Raw genomic sequence first — 21,205 nt, forward strand, 5'->3', positions numbered from 1 at the left:
CCGCCGATCGGCGTGACCGCGTGCACGTTCTTGTCCGCGAGGAATTGCATCGCGTCGGTCTTCGTGGCCCAGGTCGAGCCGTCGATGCCACCGGCCGCGCCGAGCAGCAGATACAGCACCGGCCGGGGAACGCTGGTGTCCGCGGCGCGCTGCACTTCCACCGGAATATCGAGATCCATGGCGGCGGAATGCACCGTCAATGTCAGGTTCCGCGCACTGTGCTCCTGCACGGAAATAATAGAAGACTCCGCGGGCGCGGCCTGGGCCTGCACCGAGACCATTGCCGATGCGGCCGCAGCGCCGGCGAAGACCGCCGACAGCAGCAACCGGCGGAGGTGGCTCCCTCTCATGACTCCCCTTATCCCGAATCCCGGAACGCCTCGCGTTCCGAGCTCAGGCTATGGCCTGTCCCGAGCCGTTTCACGACTGAAGTTGCTGGGCCACCGATTCTGGGGGCATGCCCGTGCACCGGAATTCGCACCGTTTCGAACCGATCCGATTTCGAAATAGCGAGACCCGAATTCCTTGGGCTCGCAGGCGTGGAATACTTGCGCTTCCGTCGGCCCACCGGATTGAATGCCCCTATGGGTGTCAGCGCGGACCGGGAAGTCGATGTGTGCGTGGTCGGGCTCGGTCCCACCGGACGGGCGCTCGCGCACCGCGCCATGATCGCGGGGCTGTCGGTGACCGCGATCGACCCCCGCCCCGAACGGCTGTGGCCGCCCACCTTCTCCTGCTGGGTGGACGAGCTGCCGCAATGGCTGCCGTCCACGGCTGTCGCGACGACCATCCCGGCGCCCAGAGTGTGGACGAAGACCGAGCATCGCATCGACCGTCCCTACTGCGTGCTGTCCAAACCCGGCCTGCGCGCGGCGCTACCGCTCGATGACGCCACCGTCGTCGCGGGCCGCGCCACGCGGGTGGACGCGCACGAGGTCGAACTCGCCGACGGCACGGTGCACCGGGCGGCGGCGGTGTTCGACACCCGTGGGCTGCCCCCGCTGGGACGCCGCCGCGGGGCGAGCGCGCACGGCATCTTCGTCGACGCCGAGGCCGCCGCGCCGATGATCGCCGAAGGCGAGGGCCTGCTGCTGGACTGGCGGCCGGAGAACGGCGCGGGCCCGGACGAGCCGCCGTCGTTCCTCTACGCGGTGCCGCTCGGCGACGGCACGGTGATCTTCGAGGAGACCAGTCTCGGTCTCCGGGGTGGCATGCCGCAGCACGAACTGCGCAAGCGCACGCTCGCGCGCCTCGCCGCGCACGGCATCCGGCTCACCGGCGACGAACCGAGCGAGGCGGCGCACTATCCACTCGACCAGCCGCCGCCACGCACCGGCAAGGCGCGCGCGATCGCGTTCGGCTCGCGCGGCGGCATGATGCACCCGTGCACCGGGTACAGCGTCGCCGACTCACTGGCACTGGTCGACACCGCGATCACCGCGCTGTTGGAAGGCCGCGACCCCATCGCCGCGCTGTGGCCGCCGCGCGCACGGCTGGTGTATTGGATGCGGATGCGCGGCCTCTACGGCCTCGGCAGACTCACCACCGAGCAGTCCATCGCCATGTTCGACGCGTTCTTCAGCGCCACCCCGCGTGGTCAGCGCGCCCTGCTGTCCGCGCACGACGACTACACGGCGCTGGGCGCTGTGCTGTTCGGCACGGTCGCGCACACCTGGCCGTTCCGCTGGCGTTACGACCTGGTCGGCTGGGCCAATCGGAACCGCTGGCTGGATTACGAGTTCGCCGAACCGCGTGAAGACGCCGAACGCCGGGTCCGATAGTCGGAACCCGGCGCACGGTGACAGCTGGTGGCTACGGCCCCGTTTCCGCGGCCCGCCGATATCCCCTGATCGCCGGGTAGGCGAAGACGACGATCATGCCGAGCGTCCAGGCGAGCGTCTCGAGCAGCGGGTCGGCGACCGCACCGCCGTAGGACAAACCGCGCATCGCATCGATCGCGCAACTCATCGGCTGATGCGCCACCACGTCCTGCAACCAGATCGGGTAGGCGAAAACCGGGACGAAACCCGAGTTGAAGAACATCAGCAAGGTGCTGATCATGCCGATGATGTTCACCAGCATCACGCCCTCGGACACGGTGGCAAGCGCGGTGACCAGGACGGCGAACGCCACCCCGAACAGCACCGGGATGCCGATCAACGCCAGCGCCGCGACCGGTCCCTGATCGAAGCGGAAACCGAGCAGCAGACCGACCGCGACGACGAACACCGTGGTCACCAGGACACGGATCGCCTCGGCGAGCAGCCGCCCGGTGAATCCGGCCGCACGGTGCACCGGCATCGTCCAGAACCGGCCGAGCAGCCCGGTCATCTTCTCGGTCTTGAAGCCGAGGGCGCTGACCACCGCCCCGGACATCGCCGCGACCAACGTCAACAACGGGACCGTGCCGTACACGGCGGGCATGCCGGTGGCCCCGGAGACGGGCTTGTTCAGCACGATGTAGAACATCACCAAGGTGAGCGCGGGATACACCAGCGTCTGGATGGTCGTCGCCGGATCACGCGCCCAGACCAGCAGCAGCCGCTTGCACTGGATCAGGCTCTGCACCACCCAGGTGACCAGCGAGCCTTCCGGCCTCGTCCGGACGACGGGCAGGGGTTCGGCCGGGCGTCCCTCGAACACCTCGGTCTGCGGCGCGGTGCGCTCCACGGTCGATTCCACCGAACTCATGACCGCCTCACACTCGCCCAGATCGCCAACGGGGTGAACACCGCCGCCAGCCCGATCAACCACACCAGCGGAACCCACAGCACGTGCCAGGTCACGCCGTCGGCCGCCATGTCGCGCAGCGCGAAGGAGAACTGGGAGATCGGCTGATTGCGCACGAACGGGCGAATCCATTCCGGAAAGTTGCGTTCCGGCACGAACCCGCAGGAGAGCATGCCGAAGATCAGCGTCGGCAGCGTCAGCGCCTGACTCAGCGACTCCGGGCTCTTGGTCAGACTGCCGAGCCCGTCGGCCCCGACCGCGAGCACCGTGCCGACCGCGAGAGAGAACGCGCAGAACAGCACGGCCTGCCCGACGCCTGCGACGAAGCGGAAACCGATCAGGTACCCGAACAGCACCGCGGCGGTGAGCGAGGTCACCGACCGGACCAGCCCGGCGCAGATGCGCGAGGTGAACGGCACCAGCGTGCCGATCGGCATGGTCTGCAGTCGGGTACTCAGGCCGGTCATCGCCTCGAACGCGGCCAGCTGCGCGTTCGACATCATGGTGAAGGCCATGGTCTGCAACACGATGATCGGCATGACGTACTGGGCGTAGTCGACGCCCTGGATCTTCATCACGTAGCGCAACGGCAGATAGAAACCGAGGGTGAAGATCAGCGGCGTGACCGCGGCGACGATCAGCTCGCCCTTGGTCGCCATGGTGCGGACGATGCGGCCGGTCAGCGCGCGCCACTGCGCGAACGACGACAGCCGCGCCGCGGGCAACTCGGCGAACAGCGTCACCTCGGCCTCGGTGTGCTCCGGGGCGGTCGCAGCGGTCACGCTCGCCCGCCCGAGTGGCCGGTGATGGACAGGAAAACGTCGTCGAGCGAGGGGCGGCGCAGCGCGATGTCGGCCAGCTCCACACCGGCGCTGTCGAGCCTGCGCAGCGCCTCGGTCAGCGTGGCTGCGCCTTCCGGCGCCGGGATGGACAGCCGGTCGCCGCCGTCGATGTCGGCCAGCACCGCGGGCGGCACCAGGTCGCCAAGGGCGTACGCGGCGGTGCGCAGTTTCTTCTGATCCAGCGGGACGACCTCGCAGTAGCTGCCGCCGGTCTTCTCCTTGAGTTCGTCGGCGGTACCCTCGGCGATCACCGTGCCCTTGTCGATCACGATGATGTTGTCGCTGAGCACGTCGGCTTCCTCCAGGTACTGCGTGGTCAGCAGCACCGTGATGCCCTGCGTCTTCAGCGCGGTCACCAGGTCCCAGACGCCCTGCCTGCTGCGCGGGTCCAAGCCCGTGGTCGGCTCGTCCAGGAACACCACCTCGGGACGCACCACCAGCCCGCAGGCGATGTCCACGCGGCGGCGCATGCCGCCCGAGTAGTGGCGCACGGCTCGGCGGCCCGCGCTCACCAGATCGAATTCCTCGAGCAAGGTGTCGGCGCGCTTGCGGGCCGTGGACTTGCCCAGGCCCATCAGTCTGCCGAACAGCTCGAGGTTCTCCCGGCCGGAGAGGTTCTCGTCCAGCGCCGCGTACTGGCCGGTCATCATGATCGAGCGGCGCACGCCCGCCGGGTCCTTCGATACGTCGTACCCGGCCACGACGGCGGTGCCGGAGTCGGCACGCAGCAGCGTGGAGAGGACCTTCACCATGGTCGTCTTGCCCGCGCCGTTCGGCCCCAGGATGCCGAGGACGGAAGCGCGTTCGGCGACGAAGCTGACGCCCTGCAGTGCGTGCACATCGCCGAACGACTTGCGAACGTCCGTTACCCGGACCGCAGGCTCACTCGCATGCGAATCCGCTTGGTTGGAACTCGGCATCAACTCTCCACTATCGGCCGGTACGGCGACCAGGTCGCCCGAGCGCGGGCGCACGCTCGGATTGGTGATCCGTCGCGCTCGGCGTGATGTTACCGGCCCGATCGCCCGGGCTGCCGCGTCGCGTGAGGTACCCGCACCAGCGTGCGCCCATTGTGTCCTTACTCACATTTTCCGCTGCCCGTTCGCCGCGCGGAGAATCGGCGCTGGTGAGCGCGATCCGATCCGGACACCGAGGCCGCGGCCGAGCCTTGTCGGCCCGCTGCGCCAGACCATAGTCTGCTTTGCGGGGGAAAACACTCACTCGTCCACGGATGTGGCCCCGCTGAGCGGTCCGCACGCCGGTTTCGACACTGCGAGAGGTGATCATGGCCGAGTCCGCGCAGTCACGGTTGGCGGCGCGTCCGGGAGGAACGGGCCGAACGAACGTCCTGACGTCCTACGACCCGCGCACCGGCGAGGTCGTCGGCAACTACGCCGTGATGAGCGCGGGCGAACTGAATCGCGCCGTGCGAGCGGCTCGCTCCGCCGAAAAATGGTGGGCCGAACTCGGATTCAGCAGCCGGAAGCGGTGGCTGCTGGACTGGAAACGCGAGATCACCCGGCGCTCGGGCGAATTGGTCTCCCTACTGTGCGAGGAGACCGGGAAGCCGGTAGCCGACGCCGCGATCGAGGTGATGCTCGCGGTGGAGAACCTCGACTGGGCCGCGCGCAACGCGGGCCGCGCACTCGACCGGCGGCGCATCGGTTCCAACTGGCTCACCCGCAATCAGCGGGCCTCCGTCGGGTATCTGCCGCTGGGCGTCGTCGGCGTGCTCGGCCCGTGGAACAACCCCGTGTTCACCCCGATGGGTTCGATCGCCTACGCGATGGCGGCGGGCAACGCCGTGGTGTTCAAGCCGCACGAGCTGACCACTGGCGTCGGCGTGTGGCTGGCCGACAGCTGGTCCCGGCTCGCACCGAACCAGCCGGTGCTGCAAGTGGTTACGGGTGACAAGGCCACCGGCACCGCGCTGTGCCGCGCGAAGGTCGACAAGATCGCCTACGCCGGCTCCGAAGCCGGTGCGCGCGAGGTGATCTCGGTGTGCGCCCAGACCATGACGCCGGTCGTCGTGGAGCGCGGCGGCAAGGGCAGCATGGTCGTGCACGTCGACGCGAAACTCGACGACGCCGCCGAGGCCGCCGTGTTCGGCGCGATGGCCAACGCCGGGCAGAACGCCACCGGCATCCAACGGGCCTACGTCGCCCAATCCGTCTACGACCGCTTCCTGGAGTTGGTCGCGGATCAGGCCCGCAAGCTGCGGCCGGGCGCGGACCGGAAGGCGTCCTACGGCCCGATGATCATGGAGTCACAGATCGAAGTGGTGCGCAGACAGGTGCGCGACGCGGTGGCCCGCGGCGGCCGCGCGGTCGTCGGCGGGCTGGACTCCATCCGCGATCCCTACATCGAGCCGATCGTGCTGGCCGAGGTGCCGGAGGAGAGCACCGCGATCACCGGCGAGGGCATCGGCCCGGTGCTCATCGTGAACAAGGTGGCGAGCATGGACGAGGCCGCCGAGCGGATCAACGCGGTGGGCACCGACGTCGCGGTGTCGGTGTTCACCAGGGACGTGCACGAGATCGAGGCGTTCGCCGAGCAACTGCGCGCCGGGGTGGTGACCATCAACTCCTCGACCGCGTACGCGGGCATTCCCGCGCTGCCTTTCGGCGGTGTGGGCGAATACGGCCAGGGCCACAGCCACGGCGACCAGGGACTACGAGAGTTCAGCCGGACCCTGGCCATCACCCGCAAGCGGTATCAGGCGCCGGTGAATCTGTCCACGTTCGACCGGCACCCGCGCCATCTCCGCCTGGCCAGAACGATCTTCCGGATCCGGCACGGCCGCCGCCCCTGAGCGGCGCGCCCACGCGTACCTCCGCCTTCGCTACGGCCATGCGCGGGCTGATGACGGACGCTGTCCGGCTGCGCCTCCTCTGCGTACCTCCGCCTTCGCTACGGCCATGCGCTGCCTACCTCCGCCTTCGCTGCTTGCGGCCATGCACGGGGTTAATGGCGGGCATCGTCCGGCTGCGCGTTATCGGCGAGCAGCACCGCGTCCATCAGCGCGGTGACGCGGGCCAATTGCGCGGGCCGGGAATCGAATCGGATCAGCCTGCCCACATCGATCACCTGACTGATGGCGGCGTGCACCCGGAAACGCGCTTCCACCGGGTCGCCGTCCAGCAGGTTGGCCCATTCCAGCACGTTCTGCCGCTGGATGGCGCGCAGCTTGTGCTGCTCGGCCTGCGGCAGGTTGCCGAACTCGGCGTAGTACACCGCCATGATCTCGGGCATGGCGAAACTCAGTTTGGCGTAGCGGTCGGCCACGTTACGCGCGGCGTCCGCCCGGCTCGTGGCTTCGGCCAGCGCCTCGGTGATCGCGATGGCCAGCCGGTCGCCGGTGCGGTGGAACGCCGCGGCGAGCAGGTCGGCCTTGCTCGCGAAGTACCGGTACACGCTGGAGGCGTTGATGCCGACGGCGGCGCCGATCTCCTCGATGCTCGCCTCGTGATACCCCTGCCTGCCGAAAATCCGGATGGCTTCGGTGAGCAATTGTTCGCGCTTGGAGGTCACCGGGATGCCGCGCACGGGCGGGCCGGGATCCGGTTCGGCGGGCGCGGGAGGCAGTTCGGTGCGCAGGATGGCCCAGGACATCTGACGCAACAGCGGAAGCAGCCGAGCGCTCGACAGTGCGGTGCGGTGGGCGGCGATGCTGGCGATCGCGCTGAGCACGCCCGCGGCCAGCATCGCCACGTCCGCGGGCGGCGCCTCGGGTCGCAGCAGCGCGATCGGCGCCGCGAGAGTGTTGTTCAGGTCGTCGTAGATCTTCTTGATCCGGACGCGGTCGTCCCGCTCGAGATAGCGCCGCTCCCAGCGGTAGAGCCCGGCCTCGCGGCGGATGTCGACGGTGTGCTCGCTGATCGCGCGGATCAGCGCGTCGGCGCGCCGCACCGGGTCCAGCCGAGTGTCGTCGGCCCCCTCGGCGACGTTCAGCAGGTGTTGCGCGCCCTCCTCCGCGGCGGCGACCAGCAACGCGTACTTGTTCGTGAAATGCCGGTAGAGCGCGGGACCGGAGATGCCGACCTCGGCGGCGATCTCGTCCACGCCGACCGGGTAGTACCCGCGTTCGCTGAACGCGCGGGCGGCCGCCCGGATGATCTGTACCTTGCGGTCCTTCGGACGGCGGCGCACCGACGGCGCGCCCTCAGCGCTCGCCCGCCTGCCCGGTTCGGGGCGCGCGGGAGCGAGATCGACCTCGCTGCGATCCGCGACCATGCACCTCTCCGTTCTCCGGCGGCGCTGGTTGACAGCGCCCGACAATGGAACCTAAGTTAACCACAATTCGCAAAGTTAACCACTATTCACGGCCTGGCGTCCGGCGAATTGCAGCTTAGGAGCAAACGTGAGCAACAACGATTCCGCGGCCCCGGCCGCCCCCTCCGCCGCGAAGTTCACCGCGGTCCAGGACGGCAAGGTGCTCCGGATCACGATCACCAACCCGAAGCGGAAGAACGCCATCGACTACGACACCATGGTCGCGCTCGGGGACGCCTTCCGCGCGGCGGCGGACGACCGCGCGGTGCGGGCGATCGTACTGACCGGCGAGGGCGGCGATTTCTGCACCGGCGCCGATCTCTCGGCGAGCGCGGACGAGGCGCAGCGGGGCATCACCTCGGACATGGTGATGGACGCGGCGAACCGGCTGGTGCGGGCCATCGTCGACGCGCCGGTCCCGGTGATCGTGCGCATCCGCGGCGCCGCGGCGGGCGTCGGCGTCGGCATCGCGCTGGCCGCCGACCTGGTCTACGCGAGCGAGGACTCCTACTTGCTGCTGGCCTTCATCAACATCGGCTTGATGCCCGACGGCGGGGCGGCCGCGCTGGTGGCCGCGGCGGCGGGCCGCCCGCTGGCGGCGCGGATGGCACTGCTCGGCGAACGGCTGCCCGCCCGGGAAGCCGCGGCCGCCGGTCTGTTCACCGCCGTCGTGCCCGACGACGAACTCGACGCCGCGGTCGAGGCCGGGGTCCAGAAGATCGCCACGGGTCCGCGCCGCGCGCTGGAACTCACCAAGCACGCGCTGAACCAGGCCACGCTGACGGCGCTGGACGCGGCCCTGGCCGCCGAGAAGGCGGGGCAGACCGAGCTGCTGCGCTCCCCCGATTTCATCGAGGGCGCCACCGCGATGCTCAGCAAGCGCAAGCCCGTCTTCGCCGACTGATCAGCCCGCCGGAACGTAGCTACCGACAGGCGACTATGTTCATCGGCTATGACTTACCTGGTTACCGGGGCAACTGGGTTCATCGGTCGTTTTCTCATCCCTGAGCTCCTGAAACGCGAGGGTGACATTCACGTGCTGGTTCGGCCGGGCGACGCCTCGGCCGACCGGTTCGCCTGCTGCGCGCAGGAATGGGCGGGCGGCGACCGCGTCCGTCCGGTGCGCGGCGATCTGGGCGCCCCGGGGCTCGGCATCGATCCGACCTGGCTGGCCCGGCATCGCGGCGCCATCGAGCACGTCTTCCATCTGGCCGGAGGCTACGACCTGACCGAGCGCGGCGGCGGGACCAGGCACCTGGTCGACGTCGCCGAGGAGCTGGGCGTCGGCTTGCTGCACCACGTCTCGACCGTGGAGGTGGCCGGGTCCACCGAGGGCCTGTTCACCGAGGACATGTTCGATCACGGGCAGGCGCTGGCCACCCCGATGCAGCGAGCGAAGTTCGAGGGCGAGCGGATCGTCCGGGAATCGTCGCTGCGCTGGCGGATCTATCGTCCGTCGATCGTGATCGGGCATTCCAGGACCGGCGAGATCGATCGGATCGACGGCCCGTACTACTTCTTCCGCCTACTGCGCATGGGCGCGCAGCTGCCGAGGCTGCTGCCGGTCCTGGTGCCCAAACTGGGCGAGACCAACATGGTCCCGGTGGACTTCGTGGCTCGCGCCCTCGATCACATCGCGCATCGCGCCGGCTCGGACAAGATCACCTATCACCTGGTGGATCCGCGCAGGCAAAGCGCGGTCGACGCGCTGAACCTGTTCGCCGACGAGGCGGGCGCGCCACATCTGGTCGAGGTGATGCCCAAGCGCACGTTGGACATGATGTTGCGGGTCCCCGGCGCGAACTGGCTGCTGCCCCGGGTCGGTGTGCCGCTGGACGTGCTGGAGCACAGTGAATTCGCCTGCTGGTTCGACTGCAGGCACACCAGCGCGGCCCTGGCGGGCACCGACATCAGGGTTCCGCCGTTGGACGCCTACGCACCACGGATCTGGAAGTACTGGATCGAGAACTGGGTCTGATCGGCGCGCCGCGCCGGGCGGGCTACCGCCCGGTGACGGTGAGGTAGATCAGGGCGGCATTGAGCACGGAGATGATCGCCGCGACCGTCCAGGCCAGCGCGGTGGTCACGCGATGGTTGACGTCCGCGCCCATCAGCGTGGGGTCACTCGTGAAGCGCACCAAGGGAATCAGCGCGAACGGGATGCCGAACGACAGCACCACCTGGGAGATGATGAGCGCGCGGGTCGGGTCGATCCCCAGCGCCAGGACCGCGATGGCGGGGATCAACGTGATCAGCCTGCGTGTGATCAGTGGGATTCGCCGGTGCAACAGGCCCTGCATGATCATCGCGCCCGCGTAGGCGCCGACCGACGTCGAGGCCAGGCCGGAGGCGAGCAGGCCGATCGCGAGCAGCAGCGCGGCGGCCGGGCCGAGCACGTCGCCGACGGCCGCGTGCGCGTCCTCGATGGTCTCGACGTTTCGGCCGCGCAGGGTGTTGGCCGCCATGAGCAGCATGGCCAGGTTCACCGTGCCCGCCAAGATCATGGCCAGCCCGACGTCGACCTTGGTGATCCGCAGCAGCCTCGCGCGAAGCGGCCCCGGCGCCGGTTGCCCGTGCCGGTCGCGGGCCAGGCCGGAATGCAAGTAGACCGCGTGCGGCATGACCGTGGCGCCGATCATGGCGGCGGCGAGCAGCACGCTCTCGGTGCCCTGGAAGCGCGGCAGGAGACCGCCCACCGTGCCCCCGGCCGACGGCGGGGCGATGACCACGCTCGCCAGGAATCCGATCGCGATGATCGCGAGCATCCCGGTGATCACCCGCTCGAACGGCTGCTGGCCGCGACGGTCCTGCACCAGCAGCAGAACCATCGACACCGCGCCGGTGATCACGCCGCCGACCAGCAGGGGCAGGCCGAACAGCAGATGGAGCGCGATGGCGCCGCCGACCACCTCGGCCAGGTCGGTGGCGATCGCGACCGTCTCCGCCTGGCCCCAGTAGGCCAGCCGGACCGGACCGCTCGCCTTCGCGCGCACCGCCTCCGGCAGCGACCACCCGGTGACCAGGCCGAGTTTGGCCGAGAGGAACTGGACCAGCCCCGCCATCACGTTGGCCAGCACGATCACCCAGACCAGGAGGTAGCCGAACTGCGCGCCCGCGCTGATGTTGGACGCGACGTTGCCGGGATCGACGTACGCGATGGCCGCGACGAACGCGGGCCCCAGCAGAACGGTCGCGGCACGCGCGCGCCCGGTGACGGACTTGGTCGACTCGACCAACGTAATACCCACGAACTGAATTTTACGGGTTCCCGAACTTTTTTGTGAAGGTTACCCCATAAAGAAGACCGCCTGGTCGCGCGACAGCGGCGACCAGGCGGTCGGAGGAATCTTGCCGGGCGGTCCCGGCTCGATTCGGATCAGATACCGAGCCCCTTCGCGAGCACGGGCCACGACAGCTGGAACTCGTCGCGCCAGTAGCCCCACGAGTGGGTGCCCGAGTCGCGGAAGTTGTAGGTGGCCGGGATGCCCAGCTGGTCCAGCTTGTTCTTCAGGTTGTGCGTGCAGTAGTTGGTGCCCGCCTCGATCACGCCGCCGATGACGATCTGGTTGGCCAGACCGTATGCGCCGGGCAGCGCGTACGGACCGTTGAGCGTGTCGTACTGGCCGGGCAGGCCGTTGCCGGTGGAGATGTAGAGGTCGAGCCCGCGCAGTCCCTCGGCGTTCACGTACGGGTCGTTGGCCACCCAGTCCGGCGAGCCTTCCGGACCCCACATGTTGTCGGTGTTGCCGCCGCCCCAGGTCTCGACGGTCAGCTTGACGAACTCGGAGCCGACCGGGTCACTGGTCTGCGCGCAACCGCTGTAGGCCGCGGCCGCCCGGTACAGGCCGGGCTTGGCGATCGGCAGCGCGAGCACCGTGGTGCCCGAGGTGGACAGGCCCGCGATGGCGTTCACGCCGTTGGTGCCCAGCGCGCCGTCGACCAGCGGGGGCAGCTCCTCGGTGAAGAAGGTCTTCCACTTGTTGCGGCCGAGTACCGGGTCGTCCTTGATCCAGTCGGTGTAGTAGCTCCACTTGCCGCCGATCGGCTGGATCACGTTGACGTTCTTGTCCGACAGGAACTGCAGCGCGTCGGTCTTCGCCTGCCACGAGGCTTCGTCCTCGCCGCCGCCCGCGCCGTTGAGCAGGTACAGCGTCGGACGCGGCACGGAGGCGTCGGCCGGGCGCTGGACGTCGATGATGACCTTCTCGTCCATCGCCGCCGAGTACACGTACAGCCGGATGCTGCGCGCGTCCTTGTACTCGGCCTTGGTGATACGCGAACCGTCCGGGGCGACCGGGTTGCCCAACAGAGTCTTGGAATCGATGATCGGATCAGCTGTCGCGCTGGACGCGCCGAGACCGGTCATCATCCCCGCGAGCACCGCGGTTGCCGCGATGGCGGCCGCGGCCCGCAGGCCACCGCGCCGGCTCTGTCGACGTATCAATTTCGCACCTTCGCTTCGTCTCGAGATTCGCTCTGCATGCCCCACACGCCGGGGTGGATGCCCAGGCATCCCGCCCGACCATACGGCCTATGTAGTCGTCACAACAGTGGACTTCGTTACCGCACCGTTGCCCTATCATGCCGGAACGGTGTCGGCTCGATCATGACCGCCCCATATTCCGTGTCGCTTCCCACCCCGGGGGATCGAGCAACTCGGACAATCTGGGACCTATCTGCGCGAGCGCTTCCGGCGATGTCATCTGATCGTGCGAGACACCGACGGGATGATCGTCCACCCGGCCGTCGACATAAGGTTGCCAGCCGGCCGCCGCGGTGTCGTGACCGGCCGCGCTGAAGTAGTCCAATCGGCCCCGGAAGACGTCCGGCCGGTGCTCGGCGATCAACTCGGCCGAGCGCACCGCGCTGCGGTAGATCCGGCGCACCCGGTCCGGGGTGAGCACCGCCATGTCCGGCGGGATGGTGGCGTGCAGCGCGGCCAGCGCGTCCTCGCTCAGATCGTGGACGTCGCCCTCTCCGGGCAGCAGGGCGTCCGCGCCGATGCCGAGTTCGGCCAGCGCCTCGCGGATCGCCGCCCGGAAATCCGTGACGTCGATGTCGGGGTGACTGTCGAGCATGGTCAGCAGGCCGATCTCTTCGCCCGCGGCCTGGAGTTCGGTCGCCACCGCGTGCGCCAGCACACCACCGAGCGACCAGCCGAGCAGCCGGTAGGGCCCGTGCGGCTGCACCGCGCGGATCTCGGCCACGTAGCGGTGCGCCATCTCGAACAGCGACTCCGGCAGGTAGCCCTCTTCGGTGAGCGCGGGGGACTGCAGGCCGAAGATCGGCGTGCCTGCGGGCACGTAGCGCGCGAGGCCCGCGTAGCACCAGGACAAGCCGTACATCGGATGCAGGCAGAACAGCGGCTCGGCGGCGGCCACGTCGTGCGGCACCATGGTGCGGATCGGCAGCAGGACGCCGAGCGCCGCGTTCGAGTCCTGGTCGTAGTCGTGATCGTCGGCCAGCGCGGCCATGATCCGGGCCGCCAGCGCCGCCGGGGTCGGGTCGGTGAAGAACCACTGCACCCGCACCTCGGCGCCGGTGAGCGTGCGCAGCCTGCTGACCGCCCGCGTGGCGACCAGTGAGGTACCGCCGAGGCCGAAGAAGTCGTCGTCCATCCCGACCCGATGCGCCGGGCCGGGTTCGAGGACCTCGTCGAACACCTCGAGCACGGTCCGCTCCAGCGGCGTGCCCGGCGCGCGGTACGGACGCGCCACCAACGGCGGCGCTGGCAGCGCCTTGCGGTCGAGTTTGCCGCTGGCATTGAGCGGAAGCTCGGCGAGCGCGACGACAGCCGAGGGCACCATGTACGACGGCAGCGCGGCGCGGGCGTGCGCCGCCAACGCGGCTTCGTCGAGGGTCGTCCCCGGCGCGCCGACGACGTACGCGACCAGCCGATCGCCGGTGGCGCCACGCACCACCGAGACCGCGGCGTGCCGCACCTGCGGATGACTCGTCAGCACGGCCTCGATCTCACCGAGTTCCACGCGCTGGCCGCGCAGTTTGACCTGGAAGTCGCTGCGGCCCAGGTATTCCAGCGCGCCGTCGTGCCAGCGCACGATGTCCCCGGTGCGATAGAGCCGGGTGCCGCCCGCATGGGCGACGAAACGCTCGGCCGTCAGGGCCGGGGCCCCGAGATAGCCGCGCGACAATTGCGCACCCGCGACGTACAACTCGCCCGCCGCGCCCGGCGGCACCGGCTGCAACTGCCGGTCGAGCACGTGCACGCGGGTATTGGCCGCCGGGATGCCGATCGGAACCGCCGCCGCGGCGGTGTCGCGCACGGGATGGCCGGTGACCACGGTGGCCTCGGCGGGGCCGTACCAGTTGATCAGCTCGGCGCCCGGCACGGCCGCGGCGAACTTTTTCGCGATGGCCCCGGACAACGCCTCGCCCGCGGCGAACACCCGGCGCAGCGAGGGGTACGCCACGATCGGGCCTGCCACCGGATCCGAGAACGCGTCCAGCATCGATGGCACGAAATGCGCCGTGGTCACCGCGTTGTCGACGATGACGCGGGCCAGATAGGCCGGGTCGCGATGCCCGTCGGGCGCGGCGATCACGATCGACGCCCCGGTCTGCAACGGCCAGAACAACTCCCAGGCGGAGATGTCGAACGTGATCGGCGTCTTGTGCAGCACCACGTCGTCGCCGCCGTGCGGGTAGGCCGACTGCGCCCAGCGGAACTGATTCACCATCTGCCGGTGCGTGATCATCACGCCTTTGGGGCGGCCGGTGGAGCCGGAGGTGTAGATGACGTAGGCAACGGTGTCCGGACGCACCTCCTCCTGCGGCCAAGGACCTTCGTACGGAGGCAGATACAGCGTGTCCACGGCGACCACCGGCACGCCGGTCGCGGTGTCGAACGCGTCCGCGGTGGTGGTCAGAGCGCAGACCGGGGCGGCGCTGCCGAGGACGTACTCGCTGCGTTCGGCCGGGTGGTCCGGGTCGATCGGGACGTAACCGCCACCGGCGCGCAGCACCGCGTAGATCGCGACGACCAGATCGATGCCGCGCCGCATGGCCACGGCGACCAGCGTCTCCGGGCCGACGCCCCAACGCATCAGCTCGACGGCCAAGGACCGGGCGCGCGAGTCGAGTTCGGCGTAGGTGAGCGTGGTATCGCCGAAGCGGACCGCCGGCGCGTCCGGCGTGCGCGCCACCTGCGCGTCGAACAGGGAGGTCAACGTCGCGCCGTCGAGCAGTTCCGGCACGTCGGTGGCGTTGTGCGCGGCCAGCTCGGCGCGCTCGGCGTCCAGCAGCACGTCGATATCGCCGACGCGCGCCTGAGGAGTGGTCACGAAGCGGCCGATCAGCGCCGAGAGCCGCTGTGCGAGCGCGAGCGCCGCCGGTTCGTCGATGACGTCGCGCAGGTACTTCACCGAGACGCGCAATTGGTTGTCCAGCACCACCATGACCGTGAACGGGTAATGGGTGCCGTTGACCGCGCCGACGCCGGTGACGCTCATACCGTCGATGGCGCCGGCCCGGTCCAGGCCCTCCCGGTCCACCGGGAACGACTCGAACACGACGAGCGAGTCGAACAGCCCCTCCACGCCGACGGCTTCCTGAATGTCGCTCAGCCCCAGGTAGTGATAGTCCAGCAGGGCGGCCTGCTCGGCCTGTAGCTGCCGCAGCAGCCCGCCCAGCGTGCCGGTCGGGTCGAGCCGCACCCGCACCGGGATCGCGTTGAGGAACAGGCCGACCATCGCCTCGACACCGTCCAGCTGGGGCGGCCTGCCGGACACGGTGGCGCCGAAGACAACGTCGTCACGGTCGGCGGTGCGACCGATCAACAGGCCCCAGGCAGCCTGCACCACGGTGTTCACCGTGACGCCCAGCCCCGACGCGAGCCGGGTCAGCGCGGTGGTGTCGGCTGGGGACAACGCGAACCCGACTTCGCCCACGCCCGAGGCGATCTCGCGGCCGGGATCGACCGGCGCCAGCGGCGTCGGCTCGGTGACACCGGCCAGCGCGGCGCGCCACGCGGAACGGGCCGCTTCCGCGTCCTGAGCGACCAGCCAGGCCAGATAGTCGCGGTAGGACGGCACCGAGGGCAGGTGCCGGGATTTGCCGCCGAACGCGTACAGGGTGAGCAGATCCTTCATCAACAGCGGCATGGACCAGCCGTCGACGAGGATGTGGTGACTGGTCACCAGCAGGTGGTAGCGGGCCGCGGCGGAGCGGATCAGCGCGAACCGCAACAGCGGCGCGGTCCGCATGTCGAAGTGGTCGGCCAGATCCGCCGCCTTGATCCGCTCCAGTTCGGCTCGGGCCGCGTCGGGTTCCAGCTGACCCAGATCGATCAGCCGCCACGGCACCTCCAGCGAATCCTGCACGATCTGTACGGGCTTGCCCTCGCTGTCGTCGGCGAAGGCGACGCGCAGGTTGTCGTGCCGGTCCAGCACCGCTTGCGCGGCCGCGCGCATCCGGCGGGCGTCCACCGCGCCGCTGAGATCGAGCACGAACTGGGTGGTGTAGACGTCCACCGAGCGCTCCGCGAGCAGGGCGTGGAACAACATGCCCGATTGCAGCGGCGTGAGCGGCCAGGCGTCGGACAGGTCGGGGTAGGCGCGGGCGAAGCGGTCGATGTCGGGCTGTTTGAGCCGCACCAGCGGGAAATCGGAGGGGGTGTAGCCGCCCGCGTCCGGGCGCAGTCCGTGCTCGGCGAGGCCGCCGAGCGCGCGGATCCAGTGCTCGGCGAAGGTTTTCGCGTCCTCACCGCGGAACGCGGCGGCGGCGAAATCGAACCGGGCGAGCAGGCCGTCGTCGGTGGCGTCGACGGTCAGTACGAGCAGCAGGTCGTCCGACGGGATGTCGGTGTGCACGCGCGCCGGACGCAGATCCCGATAGCGCAGCGCGAACCGGCCACGCCCGAGGCCACGCAGCTCGGCGGCGGTCTCGGCATTGAGATGGCGCAACAGGCCGTAGCCGACACCGCGCGAGGGCACCGACCGGCGCAACTCCTTGATCTGCGCGATCGCGATGCCCGCCGCCGGTCCGCCGATCAGGGCCTCATCGATGTCGATCCGGCTCAACCGCAACGGCAGCGGATATTCGGTGACGAAGCCGCCCACCGTGCTCGCCCCATCGGCGTCGGTGGCCGCGCGACCGTCGGCGGACAGCCGGACGACCGAACCGATGGCGCGTGTGACGGTCTCTCCCGCGGAGGTCTGCAGTGCCAGCGCCAGCGCGGTGAGCAGGATGTCCTCCACCCCGGCGTGGTAGGCCTCGGCGGCCGCGGCGACGGCCGCCGCACCCTCCGCGGTGATGGTGAGCGATACCCGGCTGCGTGCGTGCAGATCCCGTCCCTCGGTTCCCGCGCCCTCCGGGACGGAGCCGAGCGCTGGTCGCCACCAATCCATTTCGGCGACGGTGACCGGATCGTGCGCCTTGGCCGAGAGGGCGCGGATGAGCACGCCGAGGTCGGCTTCGGCGCTCGCGGGCGCGGCGTGGCGCGCCCGCTCCCACCGGGCGGTGAGCTGGTCGACGACCGCCCGCCAGGAAACGTCGTCGATGACGAGGCTGCTGGCCACGACGATCAGCGTGGAGCGAGCCTCGGGTCCGCCGGTGAGCACGAAGTAGATGTTGCGGCCCTGTTCGGGGTCGAGGGCGGCCGCGACCGCCTGCACAACGTCGTCGATGGGCAGCGAAGTCTCGCCGCGCTGCGGGTCCAGCCTGCGGAACGCCTCGCCGGTGCGTTCGGCGGCGGCGGGAATGCGCAGCACCGGCGTGCCGTCCTCGCCGTAGCGCAGCTGTACCCACAACATCGGATGCCGCTCGAGCACGGCGGCGACCGCGCCGTGCACCGTCTCCACGGAGCAGGCCTCGGGGATGTCGAGCGCGATGGCCCGCACTTCGATGCCTTCGTCCAGCATCCGCGCGGCGTCCGGCGTCAGCGGTAGTTCGCCCGCCTCGTCACCGGGGCCGCCGCCCTCCACCGCGGCGGCGCGGGCCAGCGCGGCGACGGTCCGGCATTCGAAGACGTCCCGCGGCGCGAAGGTCACACCTCGTGCGCGCGAGCGGGAGACCACTTGGATGGACACGATGCTGTCGCCGCCGAGGGCGAAGAAGTCGTCATCGATCCCGACCCGTTCGAGACCGAGCACCTCGCCGATCACCTCGGCGATCACCAGTTCGGCGGGGGTTCGCGGCGCGCGGTAGGCGCGGAGGGCCGGCTCGGGCGCGGGCAGCGCCTTGCGGTCCAGTTTGCCCGCTGGGGTCAGCGGAATCGCGTCGAGCACGACGATCGCCGCCGGAACCATGTACTCCGGCAGTCTGCGTCCGATCCGTTCGGTCAGCACGGACGGGTCGGCCGTCGCCCCCTCGGCGGGTAGCACGTACGAGACCAGCATGGTGGCGCCCGAACCGGTTTCGCGGCCGAGTGTCACGGCGAAGTCGACTTCGGGCTGGGCTGTGAGCGCGGCGTCGATCTCGCCGAGCTCGATGCGGAAGCCGCGCACCTTGACCTGGAAGTCGTTGCGGCCCAGGTACTCCAGGACCGGCGCACCGCCGCCGCGGCGCCAGCGCACCAGATCGCCGGTGCGGTAGAGACGCTCGCCGGGCACGCCGTACGGGTCCGCCACGAAGCGAGCGGCGGTCAGTGCCGAGCGCGCGTGATAGCCGCGGGCGAGCTGGATGCCGCCCAGATACAACTCGCCCGTGACGCCCTCGGGCACCGGGCGCAGCCTGCTGTCGAGCACCAACGACCGCATCCCGCGGATCGGTCCGCCGATCGTGACCGGTTCGCCGGGCCGGAGCGGGTCGCTGATGTTGGTCATGATGGTGGTTTCGGTCGGCCCGTAACCATTGTGGAAATCGAGTTCGGACATGGTCGTCCACTTGGCCGCCAGATCGGCGGGCACCGCTTCGCCGCCCGCCACGACGGCCCGCACCCCCGGCAACGCGTCCGGATCCAGCGAGGCGAGCACCGACGGCGTGAGGAAGGCGTGCGTGACGCCTCCGGCGCGGATCAGCTCGGCCAGTTCCGCGCCACCGAAGGTCGACGGCGGCGCAACCACGAGCACGCCCGCGGAACCCAGCGCGAGCAGCAGTTCCAGCACCGACGCGTCGAACGAAGGCGACGCGAACGCCAGGGCACGGGTGGAACTGTCGAGCCGATAGCGCTCCACCTGTTCGGCGCTGAAATTCGCCAGGCCTTCGTGGGTCACCACGACGCCCTTCGGCACGCCGGTGGAGCCGGATGTGTAGATCACATACGCGGCGTTGCTCGCGCGCAGCGGTCCGCGCAGCTCGTCTGGCCGCAATGGCTCATCCGAGCGCACTGCGACGTCGAGGGTGAAGTCCTGATCGTCCAAGGCGAGCCAGCCGCCGGGCAGGGGCAGGTTGTCCAGTTCGGCGGTGAGCGTCACGCCGAGTGCTACGCCGGAGTCCGCGACCATGCGCGCGACGCGGTCGGCCGGATAGGTCGGGTCGATCGGAACGAACGCCGCCCCGGTCTTGGTCACCGCCCACAGTGCCAGCACGGATTCCACCGAACGACGGATCGCGATGGCGACCGGCACTTCCGGTCCCGCGCCGCGGTCGATCAGCGCCCGCGCCAATTGCGCCGAAGCCGCGTCGAGTTCTGCGTAACTGAAGGTGCGGTCGTCCGCGATCACGGCGATTCCGGCCGGATTCCCGGCGACGGCCGCGGCCATCAGTTCCGGCAGCGTGCGCGGCGGCACGGCGGGTGCGCCGGTACGGGCGATCAGCTCCGCGCGCTCGGAGTCGTCCAAGATCTCCAGATCGCCGACGGCGGTCTCCGGGCGCTGGGCGACCGCGGACAAGATGCGACGGAACCTGCGGCCGAACTCGACCACGGTCGCTTCGTCGAACAGGTCACGAGCGTAGGTGAATTCGGCGGCCAGGCCGGCTTCCGCACCGGATTCGGCGCGCTGCTCGCGCACGGTCAGCAGCAGGTCGAACTTGGCGGTGTCGGCGGCCGGGTCGAGCGCGGTAAGGCTCAGGCCGGGTAGCTCGAAGCCGGTCGCGGACAGGTTCTCGAACGACAGCGCCACCTGGAACAGCGGATGGCGACCGGCCGACCGTTCGGGGGCGAGCACTTCGACCAGCCGCTCGAACGGGATGTCGGCGTTGGCGAAGGCGCGCAGGTCCGTTTCCCGCGTGCGGGCCAGCAGTTCGGTGAAGCCGAGACCGGGCGTGACCCGGCTGCGCAGCACCAGCGTGTTGACGAACATGCCGATCAGGTCGTCCAGTTCGGCTTCGCCGCGGCCCGCGACGGGCGTGCCGATGGCGATGTCCTCGGTGCCGGACAGACGAGCCGATAACACCGCGAACGCGGCGTGTACCACCATGAACAGCGTGGCGTTGTGCCGCCGCGCGAGATCGGCAAGCGCGGCGTGCACGTCGGCCTCGATGACGAAATCGGCTCTGCCGCCCGCGAAGGACTGGGCGGGCGGGCGCGGCCGGTCCGCGGGCAGGTTCAGCTCGTCGGGCAGGTCGGCGAGTTCGGTGGTCCAGTAATCCAATTGCTCGCCCGCCGGCGACTCGGGGTCGTCGTCGGGGCCGAGCGCGTCGCGCTGCCAGAGCGCGTAGTCGGCGTACTGGATGGGCAGCGGGGCCCAGGACGGCTCCTGGCCGCCGGTGCGCGCCACGTAGGCCAGCATCAGGTCCCTGGTCAGCGGGCGCATCGACCAGCCGTCGGCGCTGATGTGGTGGGCGACGAAGACCAGCACGTATTCGGTGCCCGCGAGCTGGAACAGCTTCGCGCGCAACGGCGCCTCGACCGTCACGTCGAAGCCCGCGGCGACGACCCGCTGAATCTCGCCCGCGACGTGCTCGTCGCCGATCTGCACGGGAGCCAGATCCACCGCAACCTCGTGCGGAGCGAGGACCCGCTGTACCGGGCCGTCCGGCGTCTGCGGGTAGATCGTGCGCAGGATCTCGTGACGGGCGACGAGGTCGGCGACGGCAAGCCGCAACGCGGCCACGTCCAGGTCGCCGGACAAGCGGATAGCGGCCGAGATGTTGTAGACCGAGGCCGAGGTGTCGAACTGGTTGAGGAACCACATGCGCTGCTGCGCGAACGACAGCGGGATGCGGTCCGGACGCGGACCCGCGAGGAGCGGGATACGTTTGCGTTCACCGGAGCCCCGCTCGACCTTGATCGAGAGTGCGGCGACGGTCGCTGCCTCGAAGATCGCGCGGACCGGCACACGCGTGTCCAGTGCCGCGCCGATACGCGCCGCGACCTGCGTCGCCAACAGCGAATTACCACCAAGCGCGAAGAAGTCGTCATCCGCGCCGACACGCTCCACCCCGAGCACCTCGGCGAACACCGACGCCACGATCTCCTCGATCGGAGTCGACGGCGCACGGAACGCCTGGACCTCGAACTC

11 protein-coding genes and 1 pseudogene are annotated in these 21,205 nt (G+C 69.9%); 4 read left to right on the forward strand and 8 right to left on the reverse strand.

Annotation, left to right across the window (positions count from 1 at the left end; translation table 11 throughout):
- A pseudogene (locus AB0L97_RS36825) lies at window positions 1-350 on the reverse strand (esterase family protein); the annotation flags it as partial.
- 234 nt (window positions 351-584) lie between these two features.
- Here AB0L97_RS36825 and AB0L97_RS36830 point away from each other — a divergent pair.
- Window positions 585-1,781, forward strand: a complete 1,197-nt coding sequence (locus tag AB0L97_RS36830) for a lycopene cyclase family protein (protein WP_364439205.1) — start codon at window positions 585-587, stop codon at window positions 1,779-1,781.
- A gap of 31 nt (window positions 1,782-1,812) precedes the next feature.
- Here AB0L97_RS36830 and AB0L97_RS36835 read toward each other — a convergent pair whose 3' ends face one another.
- From AB0L97_RS36835 to AB0L97_RS36845, 3 genes are read right to left on the reverse strand one after another with little or no spacing between them, the layout of a single operon-like run.
- Window positions 1,813-2,691: an ABC transporter permease gene (locus AB0L97_RS36835; RefSeq protein ID WP_356964876.1), complete on the reverse strand. Its 879-nt coding sequence runs from the start codon at window positions 2,689-2,691 to the stop codon at window positions 1,813-1,815.
- A complete protein-coding gene (locus AB0L97_RS36840) occupies window positions 2,688-3,473 on the reverse strand; it encodes an ABC transporter permease (RefSeq protein WP_355076316.1) in 786 nt (261 codons plus the stop codon). Before AB0L97_RS36840 ends, AB0L97_RS36835 begins: the two co-directional genes overlap by 4 nt.
- A 35-nt stretch (window positions 3,474-3,508) precedes the next feature.
- Window positions 3,509-4,492: an ATP-binding cassette domain-containing protein gene (locus tag AB0L97_RS36845; protein ID WP_355076010.1), complete on the reverse strand. Its 984-nt coding sequence runs from the start codon at window positions 4,490-4,492 to the stop codon at window positions 3,509-3,511.
- A 365-nt stretch (window positions 4,493-4,857) separates the two neighbouring features.
- Between AB0L97_RS36845 and AB0L97_RS36850 the strand changes: the two genes are divergently transcribed.
- Window positions 4,858-6,384 carry an aldehyde dehydrogenase family protein gene (locus tag AB0L97_RS36850; protein WP_364439215.1) on the forward strand — a complete coding sequence of 509 codons (1,527 nt, stop codon included), beginning with the start codon at window positions 4,858-4,860 and terminating at the stop codon, window positions 6,382-6,384.
- A gap of 152 nt (window positions 6,385-6,536) precedes the next feature.
- Here AB0L97_RS36850 and AB0L97_RS36855 read toward each other — a convergent pair whose 3' ends face one another.
- Window positions 6,537-7,805: a helix-turn-helix domain-containing protein gene (locus AB0L97_RS36855; RefSeq protein ID WP_355076008.1), complete on the reverse strand. Its 1,269-nt coding sequence runs from the start codon at window positions 7,803-7,805 to the stop codon at window positions 6,537-6,539.
- Between the two features lie 127 nt (window positions 7,806-7,932).
- Here AB0L97_RS36855 and AB0L97_RS36860 point away from each other — a divergent pair, with 127 nt between their 5' ends.
- Window positions 7,933-8,748 (forward strand): enoyl-CoA hydratase-related protein, encoded by an 816-nt coding sequence (locus tag AB0L97_RS36860; protein WP_364439209.1) that lies wholly within the window; start codon window positions 7,933-7,935, stop codon window positions 8,746-8,748.
- Window positions 8,749-8,796: 48 nt separating this feature from the next.
- Window positions 8,797-9,822: an SDR family oxidoreductase gene (locus AB0L97_RS36865; RefSeq protein ID WP_356964880.1), complete on the forward strand. Its 1,026-nt coding sequence runs from the start codon at window positions 8,797-8,799 to the stop codon at window positions 9,820-9,822.
- A gap of 22 nt (window positions 9,823-9,844) precedes the next feature.
- On the opposite strand, the gene AB0L97_RS36870 is transcribed toward AB0L97_RS36865, so the two are convergent.
- The 3 genes from AB0L97_RS36870 to AB0L97_RS36880 all read right to left on the reverse strand — a co-directional run bounded on the left by AB0L97_RS36870 (window position 9,845) and on the right by AB0L97_RS36880 (window position 21,154).
- Entirely contained in the window at window positions 9,845-11,086 is a 1,242-nt protein-coding gene (locus AB0L97_RS36870) for an Nramp family divalent metal transporter (RefSeq protein WP_355076312.1), read from the reverse strand.
- Between the two features lie 134 nt (window positions 11,087-11,220).
- Window positions 11,221-12,210 carry an alpha/beta hydrolase family protein gene (locus tag AB0L97_RS36875; RefSeq protein ID WP_355076310.1) on the reverse strand — a complete coding sequence of 330 codons (990 nt, stop codon included), beginning with the start codon at window positions 12,208-12,210 and terminating at the stop codon, window positions 11,221-11,223.
- A 238-nt stretch (window positions 12,211-12,448) separates the two neighbouring features.
- Complete coding sequence (locus tag AB0L97_RS36880) at window positions 12,449-21,154, reverse strand: amino acid adenylation domain-containing protein (RefSeq protein WP_364439211.1); 8,706 nt, start codon at window positions 21,152-21,154, stop codon at window positions 12,449-12,451.
- Window positions 21,155-21,205: the final 51 nt, after the last annotated feature.

The organism is Nocardia sp. NPDC051911 (assembly GCF_040681035.1).
GTDB classification, from domain to species: Bacteria; Actinomycetota; Actinomycetes; order Mycobacteriales; family Mycobacteriaceae; genus Nocardia; species Nocardia sichangensis.

Bases quoted from the DNA above. Each gene is read 5' to 3' on its own strand.
- AB0L97_RS36830 (WP_364439205.1), top strand. From the start codon at position 585: ATGGGTGTCAGCGCGGACCGGGAAGTCGATGTGTGCGTGGTCGGGCTC.
- AB0L97_RS36835 (WP_356964876.1), bottom strand. From the start codon at position 2,691: ATGAGTTCGGTGGAATCGACCGTGGAGCGCACCGCGCCGCAGACCGAG.
- AB0L97_RS36845 (WP_355076010.1), bottom strand. From the start codon at position 4,492: ATGCCGAGTTCCAACCAAGCGGATTCGCATGCGAGTGAGCCTGCGGTC.
- AB0L97_RS36850 (WP_364439215.1), top strand. From the start codon at position 4,858: ATGGCCGAGTCCGCGCAGTCACGGTTGGCGGCGCGTCCGGGAGGAACG.
- AB0L97_RS36855 (WP_355076008.1), bottom strand. From the start codon at position 7,805: ATGGTCGCGGATCGCAGCGAGGTCGATCTCGCTCCCGCGCGCCCCGAA.
- AB0L97_RS36865 (WP_356964880.1), top strand. From the start codon at position 8,797: ATGACTTACCTGGTTACCGGGGCAACTGGGTTCATCGGTCGTTTTCTC.
- AB0L97_RS36875 (WP_355076310.1), bottom strand. From the start codon at position 12,210: ATGACCGGTCTCGGCGCGTCCAGCGCGACAGCTGATCCGATCATCGAT.